The organism is Cryobacterium glucosi, assembly GCF_004402235.1.
Classification (GTDB): Bacteria; Actinomycetota; Actinomycetes; order Actinomycetales; family Microbacteriaceae; genus Cryobacterium; species Cryobacterium glucosi.
The window spans coordinates 1-14,454 of record NZ_SOFS01000028.1 but is presented as its reverse complement, the minus strand read 5'-3'; the positions used below and the strand labels follow the sequence as shown (position 1 = coordinate 14,454).

The following is a 14,454-nucleotide window of genomic DNA, read 5'->3' as shown; positions in this document are numbered from 1 at the left end:
TCGGCGGCGGCCTGCGCCGCTGCGGCGGCCGCCGCGGTCTGCGCCGCCGTCGGCGTGCTCGCGACGATCGCGGTCCGCGCCGCGCAGTCGCTGGGCCGGGTGATCACGTTGGAATCCAGGGTGACGGCGCCGGTGCTCGCGAGAAGTCGGCCTGCGACCGTGGCGCCGGTCTCGGCGGTGATCGACGTCTGGGCGAGAATCGTGCCGGCGAAGACGGATCCGTTGCCGAGCGTCGCCGAGCTGCCGACCTGCCAGAAGACGTTGCACGCGTTCGCGCCGCCGGAGAAGGCGACGGTGCTCGATGACGCAGTGATCAGCGTGCTCGCGGCCTGGAAGATGAAGACCGAGCTTGCACTTCCGGCCAGGGTGACTGTGCCGCTGAGGGAGAGCGCGCCGCCGGCGTAGACGCCGGGGGCGAGGGTCTGGCCGGCGAGGTCGATGAGGTTGGAGACGTCGGGCACCCGACTGGCCGCATCGTTGAAGGCAGTGGTCAGGTCGGCCTGGGCGAGCTCGGACTGGGCGTCGGTGGCGTGGACCACGCCGTTGTCGATCGTGACCGGGGCGATCCCCGTGACGGAGGTTCCCGGGCTGAGGCCGAGGTCACCGTTCGTGATCGTGGTCGCGCCCGTGTTGGTGACCGTCGTGTGTCCGAGCACTCCGAAGCTGTCCAGGGTGCCGAGGCCGATGACGGCCTGGACCGAGCCGGCAGCGTGCGCTGCCCCGGCCCCGCCGGCCGCGAGCAGAAGGCCGAGGGTGAAGGCGGCACCCGTCACGAGCACCCGCCGGGGAGATGATTTCAGGTTGCGCAGGTGCATGGGGCCCCCAGGAAAAGGAAGCCACTGCCCTATCCTGCTGTGCAGGTGCGCGGGAGGGCGGGAGGGCCATTCCCTCCCGTCTACTTCCGGTTTCACCCTAGGGGAAACCCCCAGATGTTGTATACAACTTTTCTTTAAGGTCAGGTGATTCCCGGCCAGGCGCGCAGAGGTCCAGTGGTCTGGCGGTGGTCGTGATCGCGAGCGATTCAGGTGCCGAGGTTCACGCCACGGAGGGCCAGGAACGGGACGGCGTCGACGGCCGTCCCGTCGATCCTGACCTCGAAGTGCAGGTGGCAGCCGGTCGAGGCGCCTGTGCTCCCGACCCCGGCGATCACCTGGCCGGCAACGACGTGCTCACCGACGCTGACCAGGGTCTCCCCTGGGGCGATGTGCGCATAGCCGGTCGAGATGCCATTCCCGTGGTCGATCAGGATCCAGTTGCCGTAGGTGCCCAGTACGCCGGCGGCCTCGACGACTCCGTCGGTCGCCGCATAGATGGCCGCGTCGCACCCGGCGCCGATGTCCGTCCCCCGGTGGAAGTCACCGACCCCGGCAACCGGGTGCACGAGACGCGGGCCGAACGCATCGGTGATGCGCCCTGCGGCTGGTCTGGTCCAGCCCTGTTCGCTGAGGCGCCCGGTGTCCGCGACGGGCACAGTTGCCGGGAACGGCTGGACCTCGCTCGCCGCCGTGGCTGCCGGAGCTGACCGGGCAAGGTCGGCGAGGGCGGCGGATGCAGCGGTGACGTCGTCCTGCGCCGCCCCGACCGCCGCGCGGGTGGCGGAAACGGGGACCGCGGCGATGACGGCCTGAGCGGCGGCATCCTGCTTCTCGAGCGCCTGCTCCCGTTCGACGTCCGCGGCGACGCGACTGCGCACGTCGTCGAGATTCGCGGTCAGCCTGGACAGGGTATCCAGTGTGCCGAGCTGAAACAGCAGGTCATGGTCTGCCCTGTCGTCGAGCAGCACGTCGAGGGTGCTGTTGCCGGATTGTTGCATCAGGCCGCGAACGAGCGTAGCCAGCACCCGGCGGGACGCGTCGGCGGTGGCTCCTGCGCGTTCCCTGAGCGCATGCACGAGGTCGGCCCGACTGACAGCGGCCTCGTAGTCGGCGTGGGCTGAGGCGTCGGCAAGCTTCGCCGCACCCAGCCTGGTTTCCGCAGCGCGCAGGCGGGACTGGGCGGCCGCGACTGCGGCGGCGCGGCGGGCGGAGGCTTGTTCCGTCAGTGCCCTCGCGGCGTCGGCGGCGCGGGCGGCAGCGACTGCCTGTCGTGCGGCCGCCGTCACGGAGGGTGCCGGCGGGCCGAAAGCCTGCTGGGGTTCCGGCGCGACCAGCGCCGGGGCCGACGGGGACGCCGGCGGGGTAGACGACAGTGTCGGCGTGGGTTCCGGGGTCGCCGTCGCCGTCGGGAGAGGACTGGGCGTTGGTTCCGGGGTCTCCGTCGGTGTCGGTGTCGGTGTCGACGTCGGAAGAGGAGCGGGCGTTGGTTCGGGCGTCGGCGTCGGCGTCGGCGTCGGTGCCGGCGTAGGAGCGGGCGAGGGTTCCGGCGTCGCCGTCGGCGCGGGCTCTGGCGACGGTGCCAGAGTGGGCGTGGGTTCCGGCGTCGCCGTCGGTGGTGCCGTCGCCGTCGCGGGTGTTGGATCGGGCGACGGCGAGGGCGTGGGTATCGGATCCGGCGTGAGGGCGGTCGTTGCAACCGGAACCGGCTGGTCCACGGGCTGCGCGGCGTCCGCCCGTGCCGGCGTCGGCATCCCCGTGATCACGAGCACGACGATCGCGATCGTCGCGAGCGAAGGCGCCAGTCGGGAGGCCGGGTGAGTTTCCGCACGGCGGCTGATCCGACGGACACCTCGTGGTGCACTCATGAGCCTCCGCAATCCAGCTTCGGGTGATGGACGGGCAGATCGACCGGATCGATGCCCGGCCATCGTGACACGGACCGGCCCGGGCAACAAGCGCGGCACGGGGGTTTGCCACGCCGGCCTCCGGGGAGGATGGGCTCCCATCGTGACCACCGCACCCTGGGCGGACAAGCCTCACGCGGGGGGTGCAGGACCACCCAATTCGGGGGGCGGCGAGGCTCGCCCCCCAATTTTGGGGAGACGAGCATCCCTCAGGTGCGGCTTGGTCGCCAGGTCGCGTCCGACCAGCATGGAGCCTTCCAGACGTTGGAGGTCACCATGGAATCGACGAGAGACTTGTCCGGGTTCACGCCGTCGAGGCGGCCTCTGTGGCAGCGGATTGTGATCGCCGCCACTGCCGTGGTCATGCCGATAGCGATGCTCTCGGCTCCGCCCGCGCTGCCCGCCGAGGCCGCGACGACGAGCAGCCTGACGCTGAACGTGATCAGCGCACGCACGGAGCCTCGCGCCTTCTCGGGTGCGGGAGTCGCCAAGGGTGCCGCCATCCCGAACTTCACCTACATGATCAACGAGGACAACACCGGTTCGACCGTCCAGCGGACGCCGGCGCTCGGTTCCGGCTGCAACACCCTCGACGCCGGGTATCCGGGCTCCTGCGAGTGGACGTCGATCAGGGAGACTCCGCACACCACGAGCCCGATCGTGCGCCAGGGCGACCAGGCCGACTTCGCCAGCGGCCTGGCCCTGCCGAACGGGCGTTACCTGATCTCTGTGCTCTCCGACGGCTACAAGATCGACGGCGCGCACTTCACCGTTCCGCTCGCCGACCCGGGTCTCGTCACCGTCGAACTGCAGCCGACGCCCCTTCCCGACTCGACGCTCCGGGCGCAGATCTTCCAGGACAGCGCGACGACCAACGGGACCCTCGACCAGGGCGAGCCGGGCCTGGCCGGCTTCACCGGCCACATCGCCGACACCCTCGGCGAGGTGCAGACCGACGTCTATGGCAACCCCCTGTGCACCGTGTACCAGGGTGAGGACCCGATCAGCCACGTGATCCCCTTGGCCAGCCTCGACGCGGGCATGCTCCCCGTGCCGATCGCGGGGTCAGGCGGCCACTGCGTCAGCGATGCCGACGGCATCCTGACCATGCCCCACCTGGGAAGCAACCGCTACGCGCTCACCGCCTCGGCCCCGCCCAACCAGACCTGGATCCAGACCACGACCCTTGAAGGAAACCACGACTTCGACGCCTGGGTGATGGAGGGCAGCACCGGATACGACACCGAGGCCCTGCTGGCCGGCGAACCCGTACCTGGGCCGATCTTCGGATTCGTGAAGCCCACGAACACCCTGACCGCCGGCTCGGGCCACATCACTGGCGCGGTCGTCAACGTCAAGCAGTACAGCCCGCCCAAGGGCGGCGACTTCAACCACTGGCTCGGTCTGACCGGGAGCAAGATGGGCAAGCCGATCGTCAACCCGTGGCTCTCGCTCAGCGACCTGCAGGCCGGAGACCAGGCAGTCTGGGTGGGTCACGGCGGCACGGACGGCACCTTCGACATCTCGGGCGTGCCCGACGGCAACTACAGCCTGAGCTGGTGGGACGAGCCGCAGAACCACTTCCTCGACTCGGTCAATGTGACCGTGAAGAACGGTGAGACGGTGAAGATGGGCAATCTGCCGGACAGCGGCTGGTGGACCGAATACGACGGGTACGTCTTCAACGACAGCAACCGCAACGGCGTGAAAGACCCGGGCGAGACCGGCATGCCCAACTTCACGCTGACCATGCGCAAGCAGGACAACTCGCTGATGGACAGAGGGACGAACCTCGTCACCACCGACAGCACCGGCTACTACCACTTCGAGAGCGCATACCCCCTCAGCGAGTGGACCGTCATGGAGAACTTCAACAACTCCTTCTACACGACCGGTGTCACCTACCAGTCAGACAACCAGCCGACCCCGACCACGGTGAAGGGCGCCGGCGTCGACGTCAGCGTGCTCAGTATCATCGGCCTCAGCGGCACGATGGACTGGGGAGTTCACTCCTACGATTCGACAGGCGCCAACGGCATCGACCCCCGCAACGGCGGCATCGTCGGCTCGGTCAGCTACGACACGACCCGCAATGAGCTCGACCCGCAATATGCCGCATCAGAGGACTGGCAGCCGGGTGTCTCCGACGTGCCCGTTGAGCTCTGGTCCACGGTCGACTGCGGCACGACGACCGCACCGTGTGGTGGCACGAACGACGCGTTCGAGCTCGCGCCGGACGGGTCGTTGGCCAAGGGGAAGCTGCTGAACACCTACCTCTCCGAACACTGGAGCCGCCCGACCGGATGCGTAGCCCGGGATGTCGACGGCAAGCCTCTCGTTCACGCCGCAGACAACTCCGTGGCCTTCGACGAGAACGTGCTCGCGCCGAACCAGGAGACATCGGGAGAGTGCATCTCAAGCTTCATCCAGGGCGTTCAGTTCGGGCCGTACCCGACCGACCAGGGCACATCGGCGGCCAACTTCGGTGCGGCCGTTGACGGCAACTACGGCTTCGCCGACGCCTGCACAGGCACGTTGATCGCCACAGATCCGGCCAACCCCGTGTGCGACGGCGGAACCTTCCAGCCGCTCGGAAGCGGCGATTACCTGGTCAAGATCGCTATCCCGCAGGATGCCACCGGCGACCCCCTGTACAAGGTGACCAGTGAGACGGACATCAACATCGGCAACGGCGATCAGATCGTTCCGCAGGTGCCGCCGCCGGCATGCGCAGGAACGCTCCACACCGTCGACCTCGCGGGCAGCAAGACGGACAACTACCCCGCAGTGGTCGGCGACGGCACCAACGGGGTCCCCGTCGGGGTCACCGTGCCGGCCTCGACAGCAGTCTCGAACCCCACATTCCTGGGGATCGGCGGGTCACCCTACGAAGGCGCGGCCAAGCCGACCTGCGACACCAAACTGGTGCGGGTCAACAACGGCAAGTCGGTCGTGCCCATGTTCAACATCTTCACGGATGTCCCCGTCCCGGCCCGTCTGCGCGGCCTGATCGTGGACGACATCAACTTCTCCACCGACCCGCGGTCCACGCTCTTCGGGGAGAAGACGGGCGTGGCCTTCGCACCGGTCGGGATCTATGACTTCGCCAACCGGCTGGTCACGACCGTCGAATCCGATTTCAACGGCGCGTACGATGTGCTGCTGCCCTCGACGAACCACATCAGCTGCCCGACCCCCTCGGGTGTCTGCGCCAACATGTACCGCTTCGTAGGCAACGACCCCGGTATCCCCGGGCATCTGAACGCAAACTACAACCCCCGATATCGCTCGATCGCGACCGAGTTCGAGGCATTCCCGGGCGTGACCATTCCGACTGACCTCGCCCCGACCCAGGTCGGCGTGTACGTCGGGTCACCGACCACCGGGGTCAACACGGCGGTGACCTGCGCCCTCGACGCCGCCACACCACAGCTGCTGAGCGTGTCGCAACCGTACGTGGCCGCAACAGGCAGCCGCTCCTTCACCATCGCAGGGACCGGCTTCGGCGCGGCCCAGGGCACGGGCCACGTCAATCTGGGCACGACAACGCTCGACATCACCGCGTGGAGCGACACGTCGATCACAGCCAGCGTGCCGGTCGCGGCCCCGGTCGGGGCGCAGCAGCTCACGATCACATCGGGCAACGGGCAAAGCACCATCAACGGGCTCAGCTTCCATGTGCTCGGAACGGGCTACAACCCTGCCGTTCGAGAGGTCGGCCCCGGCCGCACCCACGCAACGATCCAGGCCGCACTGTACGCCGCGTTCGCCAACAACGGCGATGACCTGGTCATCGTGTACCCGGCAACGCCCACAGCGGCCAACCCCCGCGGCGCATACTACGAGAACCTGGTCGTCGCCTCTCCGGTCAAGCTGCAGGGCGTCGGGTCCGGCGGCTTCCAGGGCACCACCTTCGTACCGGGATCGATCATCGACGCCGGCGCGTTCGGCGGAGACACCGCCCTCGCAACGGCCTGGTTCACCAAGGTCGGCGGCCTGACCTGGGACGGCAACCAGGCGGTGAACGACGGCGAAGCGATCTACGTGCTGGCGTCGGCGAACGCCACAACGGCACCCGGTGCAGCACGCCAGTTCACCAGCGGATTCACGGCAGCCATCGATGGCTTCGACATCCGCGGCGGCGACCAGGTGGGCTTCCCCGGCAACATCGACGCCCTCACCGGCGGGCCGACCGGCCTGCCGCCGAACATCACGACGCAGGGCGGAGCCATCTTCGCCAACGCGTACGTGCGCTCCCTCCAGATCACCAACAACGTCGTGCAGAACAATGGCGGCGGTTACGGGACCATCCGGATCGGAACGCCGGACCTGGCCGCGCCGAACACGAGCAACCACAACGAGAACGTGCGGATCGCCAACAACCGCGTCATTGCCAACGCGGGCACCAACCTGGCGGGCGGCATCGGCCTCTTCGCAGGGTCCGACGGCTATGAGGTCTCCGGCAACGACATCTGCGGCAACTTCTCGCTGGAGTACGGCGGCGGGCTGAGCGCATACGGCCTGAGCCCCGGCGGCAAGATCCACCACAACCGCATCTACTTCAACTCGTCCAACGACGAGGGTGGAGCGATCATGATCGCCGGGCAACTGCCGGCGACAGTCGGTGCGCTCTCGCCCGGTTCCGGTCCCGTGGACATCTACGCCAACCAGATCCAGGCCAACATGGCCAATGACGACGGTGGCGGCATCCGTTTCCTGATGGCCGGCAACTTCCCGATGAATGTCTACAACAACATGATCGTCAACAACGTGTCCACCCACGAGGGCGGCGGCGTCGGCATCAACGACGCCCCGAACGTGCGGGTCTACAACAACACGATCATGAAGAACCTGACGACGGCCACAGCGGTGACCTCGGACGGCCAACCGGCCCCTGCCGGTCTGGCGACCTCGGCCAACAGCGATCAGCTGCAGGCCACACTGCCGGCCGGCTCGCCGACCTTCAGCAACCCGGTGTCGTTCAACAACATCTTCTGGGACAACCGGGCCGGCACCCGGGCAGGCACCACGGTCTCCGGCATCGGCCTGGCCGGCGCAGCCGACATCAACAACTGGGATCTCGGTGTGGCCGACGGTACCGGGGTGCTCGCGCCGACCAACTCGGTCGTCCAGCAGAGCGCGGCGTCCCACGCGTACACGACCAGCTCGAGCAACAGCTCTGTCGATCCGGCCGTGGCGTCGACCTATGACGTCTCGGTTTCCTTCGCCACCTGGCGTCAGAACCCTGCGTTCGTGGACGCCACTCTCGTCACCCTGGAAGCGCCCCCGAACCTGCTCGGCAACTACCACCTGGGCGCCTGCCCCGGCTCACCCGCCTGCAACCTCGGCGCGGCAAGCACAGCAGGCGTGAACGCGCCGGCCACGGACTTCGACAACCAGGCCCGGCCGGCACTGGGCGGCTTCGACAGCGGCGCGGACGAGTTCGGCGCGACGACTACGCCTCCGCCTGCCTCGGACCTGTACTTCTCGACAGCAGGAAACACCAACCCGCCCGGCGTGTCCGGGACCGCAGACGATGCCGACATCCACGTCTGGAACGGCACCGCGTTCAGCCGGTCGATCGATCTGTCTGCAGCGCCGTACAACGTCCCGAGCAGTGCTGACACGGATGGTTTCTCCCGAGTGGATGCCACCCACTTCTATGCCTCGTTCTCCGGGAATGTCACCCTGCCCGGGATCGGAAGCGTATCCGACGAAGACGTCGTGTACTTCGACGGCACCTCATGGTCGTTGTGGTTCGACGGCAGCGCGCACGGGCTCGTGGGCGGCATCGACATGGGCGCGATCAGTGTCGTCGGGAACACTCTGTACTTCACGACGAACAACGCGGCCGTGCCTCCGGGCGCGGGCGGCACCGGCGACAATGCCGACGTCTACCGCTGGAACGGTGGCAGCTCCTTCGTGCGTGTCCTGGATGCCACGGCGTCGCCGACCAACCTGCCGAACAGCGGGTCGGCCACCGGCGCGACCAACCCCAACGTCGACGGCCTCATCTGGCGGGACGCCACCCACTTCTACCTGTCGTTCAGTAACACGACCACCACGGTTCCGGGTGTCGGCGCGGTGGACGACGAGGACGTGGTCTACTTCGACGGCGCCTGGTCGATCTACTTCAACGGCGGCGCACACGGTCTGGACACGTCGGCCAACCTCGATCTGGACGCGATCTCGTTCGCCGGCGGCGCGCTGCCGCCGGCAGCACCGCCGGCCGGCCAGTCGCTGTTCTTCTCGACGCAAGGGAACAGCAACCCGCCCGGCGTCGGTGGCACCGCGGACGACGCGGACATCTACCGCTGGACCGGCAGCACCTTCGGTCGGGTCCATGACGTGACGACCGCACCATACGGCTTGCCGACCGGTGCCAATGTCGACGGCTACGACCGGGTCGACGACACCCACTTCTATCTCTCCTTCACCGGCCAGGTCACCGTGCCCGGTATCGGGAACGTGCAGGACGAGGACGTCGTCTACTTCAACGCGGGCACCTGGTCGCTTTACTTCGACGGCAGTGTCCACGGTCTGGGCGGCAACGACAACCTGGACCTCGACGCGATCAGCGTCGTCGGCGGAATCCTGTACTTCTCCACGGTGGGCAACTCGAACCCGCCCGGTGTGGGAGGTTCTGCAGACAACGGCGACATCTACAGCTGGAACGGCACCGCATACAGCAGGGTGATCGACAGGAGCACGGCGCCATACAACCTGCCGACCAACGCCGACATCGATGGCTTCGTGCGGGTCGACGCCACCCACTTCTACATGTCGTTCAGCGCCGGCAACACGACCGTCCCGACGCTGGGGGCGGTTCAGGACGAAGACGTCGTGTATTACAACAACGGAGTCTGGTCGGTCTACTTCGACGGCACCGCGCAGGGCCTCGGCGGCAACGGCGACTTCAATGTGGATGCCTTCGATGTCCCCTGACCCGATCGACAACGCACACCGCAATGGCACCTCCGATCCCAAGGGAGACACGGGAATGATCTTCAAACAGCCTTTCAGCCGACGCGACCTCCTCAAGTTCGCCGGCGGCGCGGTGGCCATCGTCGGGACCGGCGTCTGGGCGGGCAATATCCTGCTTCCCGAGGCCGCGAGTGCGGCCATCGGGGATCCCGATCTCTACCTGGCCGGGACGGACGGGTGGATCTTCCTCCCGAAGACCCCGGCCATCCCACCGTTCCACCCCGACGTGCTCGCGCCGGATCCGTTCACGACCTACATTTTCGGGTTCCGCAACGTCACGGGCCTGGGCGACACCCAGTTGACGAACCAGAAGAACAAGGCCCAGCACTCCGCTCCGATGTTCTGGACGAAGCAATTCGACCCTGCCCACCCGGTCGATTTCACCGTGCAACTGACGAACCTGGGCCTGGCGTTGCGGCCGGACCTGTTCGACGCCCACACCCTGCACTGGCACGGGTTCCGCAACGTGATCCCGTTCTTCGACGGTGAACCGTCCGGGTCGGTGGCCGTGAGGACCGGACGTGTCTTCTCCTACGTGTACCGGCCCCGCGAGCCGGGGACCTACATGTTCCACTGCCACGTCGAGGATGTCGAGCACGTCCAGATGGGCATGACCGGTCTGGTGTTCGTCCGTCCCCTGCAGGACGGCCAGAACATCGGTGGCCACACCCAGTTCATCTACAACGACGGTGACGGCTCGACCGGCTTCGACCGCGAGTTTGCGATGTTCCTGTCGGAGGTGTGGGCCGAGGCGCACTGGGCGGATGCTCATATCCAGCTGCCGCAGTGGAGCGATTACCGGGCCGACTTCGGCCTCCTCAACGGGCGGGTCTACCCGGACACCATCGCCCCCAATGCCCCGATCGATGCGGCGGCATCCATTCACGCTCTTGCAGTGCAGACCGACCCCGTTTCCGGCGACCTGGTCGCCCCCGTTGGGCATCCCGAGCTGCAATACCAGCCGCAGTCTTCGCTGGTGAACTGCAATGCCGGAGAGACGGTCGCGCTCCGGTTCGCGAACCTCGGATTCCGGGAGCAAGCGATGACCCTGGCCGGGATCCGGATGCGCGTGGTCGGCCGCGATGCCACCCCGATGCGTGGACGCGACGGCACCGACACGTCCTATGAGACCGAGACGATCAACATCGGCCCCGGTGAGAGCTTCGATGTGGTCTTCATCGCACCGGGGCACACGGGGCCGGGTTTCGACACGTACATGCTCTACAACCGCAACTACCCCGCGACGAACAACCTGGCCCCGGGCGGAATGGGTGGCCAGGCCACCGAGATCCGCGTGTACGCTCCCGGCGGCCTCCGCGCGCAGGCCTATCCGAACGACTTGGGAGTCTGAGAGCCATGATGAAAGGGAATGCCGTGCTGCCTGCGAAGATTCGCGCCCGCAGTGTGCGCCGGGCGGCGCTGCTGCTCGCCCTGACCCTGGTCGGGGCCACGATGGCCACGTTCACCCAGCCGGCGATCGCCGTGACCCCACCACGGGTCGGTATCGCCTGCACCACCGGGGTCGGGGGAGGTGCCACCACCCCGATCTTCAACCTGACGACCAGGACCGGATACATCAGCCTGCCCGACGGAAACACCGCCTTCATGTGGGGGTACTCCAGTGGGTTCGGCGCGTTCCAACACCCGGGTCCTGTGCTGTGCGTCAACGCCGGCGACACGGTCACCGTGATCTTGCGCAACACCCTGCCGGAGGCCGCCTCGATCGCCTTTCCGGGCCAGACGAATGTCCTGGCCAACGGGACCCCGGCGCAACCGGAGTCCACAGGCTCAAGCGCGATCACCTCGCTGACCACCACGGCCGCGGCCGGAGGCGGGACCGTCACATACAGCTTCGTGGCCGCCAACCCGGGCACCTTCGTGTACGAGTCGGGGACCAACCCCGAGAAACAGGTCCGGATGGGCCTGTTCGGGGCCCTGATCGTGCGCCCGTCGGCCGTTCCATCGGGTGGAGCGGCCGGCTCGGTCGCGAGCGAGTACGCCAACAACCGGGCGGACAGCCGCTTCAATCCCGCCGAGGAATTCATGGTGCTCCTGAGCGAGATCGACCCCTACCAGCACCAGGCGGTGGAGAACGGCAAGAGCTTCAACATGAACAACTACCACCCGCGGTATTGGCTGATCAATGGGCGCGGTTACCCGGACAGCATCGCCGACAACGGGGCCAGCTGGCTTCCGGCGCAGCCGTACGGTGCGCTCGCGCAGGTGGGTGAATTCGACCGCACGGCAGTCCCGGTCGACCAGCCCGGGATGGCCCGCTACCTGAACGTGGGCACCGAAGACTATCCGTTCCACCCGCACGGCAACAACGGCCTCGTCGTGGCCAGGGATGGCCGCCCGCTGGAGGGCCCGACGGGGGAGGACCTCGCCTTCGAGAAGTTCGCCATCAACATCGGCCCTGGGCAGACCTGGGACGTGATCTTCAAGTGGTACGACGCCGAGAATTACTCCCCGTCCAACCCGGTCCCCGTGACGGTTCCGTCGCTGGCCGACCAATCGATCGGCGTCTTCTACAGCGGAAGTCCCTACCTCGGGACCAAGGAGGCCCTGCCGCCCGGCATCCAGAGCGTGAACCAGTGCGGCGAGTACTACATCATCTCCCACAACCACGCCCTGTTCCAGATCACGTCGTGGGGCACGAACATGACCGGACCGATCACTTACATGCGCATCGATCCGCCGACGCCCAACAGCTGCGGTTGACCAGGAAGGGTGAAGAACCATGTCTCACCGGAAGAGCATGAAGAAAACCGTCTCCGCTCTCGTGACCGGGCTGGTGGCGGGAGGAGGGCTGGCCGTACTGGTGGCGCTCCTCGCGCCGGCAACGGCGGCACAGGCCGCAGCCGCGCCCTGCACCGCGCCGGGTGACCTGTACGCGGCCTCGGGATCCACGACCCTGGGGACCCAGAGCGTCGCTGTCTGGGGCTACAGCGCCACCGCCGGTTCCAGCGTGAGCCGGCCCGGCGGGCCGACACTGTGCGTCAACGCCGGCGACACGGTCACCGTCACGCTGCACAACCAGCTGACGGAAAGCACGGCCCTGCTCTTCCAAGGGCAGCAAATGGTGCCGGACCGCGTTGGTGCCGCACCAGGGGCATCCACCTCGTACACCTTCACGGCCAGCCGTCCTGGCACGTACCTCTATGAGGCCGGACTGGTTCCGAACGGCCAGCACCAGGTGGCGATGGGTCTCTATGGCGCGCTGATCGTCCGTCCCGCGATATCGGGTCAGGCATACGACGCGACCACCGCGTTCGACGACGAGGCAGTCCTGGTCCTCAGTGAGATCGACCCGGCACTCAACAACGCCGCCAACCCGGCGGCCTTCGACATGCGCAAGTACGCTCCCCGGTACTCCCTGATCAACGGGAAGGCCTACCCGAACACCGACCCGATCCCGGCGACGGCCGCGGGCAACAAAGTCCTGCTCCGGTACGTCAATGCGGGCAGCCTGTACCACTCACTGGCCTCACTGGGCACAGACCAGAAGGTCATCGCCCTGGACGGCAGTCCCCTGAAGTACTCGCGTCACTACATTGCGGAGACCTTCGGTCCCGGCCAGACGGCGGACGCCGTCGTCACGACCCCTGCCGCGACTGCCTCGCTGAACCGGTTGCCGATCTACGACGGCAGCCTGCTGCTGCACAACAGCAACGCGGCCGGCGCCGGCGGGATGCTCACCTTTGTGACGGTCCCCGCGAGCGGTGTGGCGGGGCCGGACACCAGCGGACCGGCCACCAGCTCTGTCGCTTTCGCGGCAGGCACCCTGAGCGCCACCGTCAATGACACCACCACCGGTGGGTCGAGCATCGCGGGGGCCGAATACTTCATCGACACCGTGACCGGCACGGGCCTCCCGATGACGAGCAGTGGGGCCGGCAGCGTGAACGTCACCGCCTCGGTGTCCATTCCCTCCGGCCAGCACATCGTCTACGTGAGAGGCCAGGACTCCGTCGGCAACCGGGGGTTCTTCAGCTCTGTGCTGGTCACCGGCGGCGACGCCACCGGACCGACCACGAAGTCCCCGTCACTGGCACCCAGTCTCACGAACGGGGCAGGGGCTGCCGTCATCGCCGTCCACGCCACCGGGGACGACACCGCGACAGGCGGCTCGAACATCACTGCGGCCGAGTACTTCATCGATGCCGTCGGACCCAATGGTTCGGGACCGGCGCTGGCGGTCAACACTGCCGCACCGACCGCCAGCCTGGACGCCACCATCCCTGCGGCGACCGTGAACGCGCTCGCCGAAGGCACCCATGTCGTCTCGGTCCACAGCCAGGACGCAGCGGGCAACTGGGGCGCGCCGGTCACCATCAGCCTGGTGGTCGACAAGACCGCGCCCACCACCTCGGGCGTCTCGGTAGCGCCGACACCCAACAACGGCACGCTCGCGTTCAACGGCAGCCCTTCGGCCATCCGGGTGACCGTGGCGACCATGGCCGATCCGATCGCGGCCACCGTGAACAGCACCATCAGTTCAGCCGAGGCATTCCTCGACACGGTCACCGCCAATGGCTCAGGCATCGTGGTCAGGGCAACGGACGCCGTGTACAACAGCCCCTCCGAGGCCGGCTACTTCGAGATCCCACTGGCAACCATCGCCCTGCTCGCAGACGGCAACCACACCATTTCGGTGCATGCGAAGGATGCGGCGGGTAACTGGGGTGCGGTGGCGACGACGACCCTGGTGATCGATAAGGTCAAGCCTGCGGTGAGTGCGGTCACGGTGA

Annotated in this window: 7 protein-coding genes; 5 read left to right on the top strand and 2 right to left on the bottom strand. The window is 67.5% G+C overall.

The genetic code is table 11. The features are described from left to right. Together E3O46_RS13010 and E3O46_RS13005 are read right to left on the bottom strand one after the other, a co-directional pair. Positions 1-815 (bottom strand): ice-binding family protein (locus tag E3O46_RS13010; RefSeq protein ID WP_134561832.1); only part of this gene is annotated, 815 nt, incomplete at its 3' end. Between the two features lie 206 nt (positions 816-1,021). Beyond that, on the bottom strand, positions 1,022-2,101 hold the full coding sequence (locus tag E3O46_RS13005) for a M23 family metallopeptidase (RefSeq protein ID WP_134561831.1): 1,080 nt from the start codon (positions 2,099-2,101) through the stop codon (positions 1,022-1,024). A 94-nt stretch (positions 2,102-2,195) separates the two neighbouring features. On the opposite strand from E3O46_RS13005, the gene E3O46_RS13000 reads away from it, so the two are divergent. From E3O46_RS13000 to E3O46_RS12980, 5 genes are all read left to right on the top strand, one after another. Continuing rightward, complete coding sequence (locus E3O46_RS13000) at positions 2,196-2,633, top strand: hypothetical protein (protein WP_134561830.1); 438 nt, start codon at positions 2,196-2,198, stop codon at positions 2,631-2,633. Between the two features lie 425 nt (positions 2,634-3,058). Continuing rightward, a complete protein-coding gene (locus tag E3O46_RS12995; RefSeq protein WP_166791077.1) occupies positions 3,059-9,664 on the top strand; it encodes an SdrD B-like domain-containing protein in 6,606 nt (2,201 codons plus the stop codon). Continuing rightward, complete coding sequence (locus E3O46_RS12990) at positions 9,654-11,054, top strand: multicopper oxidase domain-containing protein (RefSeq protein WP_166788278.1); 1,401 nt, start codon at positions 9,654-9,656, stop codon at positions 11,052-11,054. Before E3O46_RS12995 ends, E3O46_RS12990 begins: the two co-directional genes overlap by 11 nt. A 5-nt stretch (positions 11,055-11,059) precedes the next feature. Next, positions 11,060-12,424: a multicopper oxidase domain-containing protein gene (locus E3O46_RS12985; RefSeq protein WP_134446258.1), complete on the top strand. Its 1,365-nt coding sequence runs from the start codon at positions 11,060-11,062 to the stop codon at positions 12,422-12,424. A gap of 37 nt (positions 12,425-12,461) precedes the next feature. After that, positions 12,462-14,454: multicopper oxidase family protein (locus E3O46_RS12980; protein WP_166791076.1), on the top strand; the 1,993-nt coding region annotated here is incomplete at its 3' end.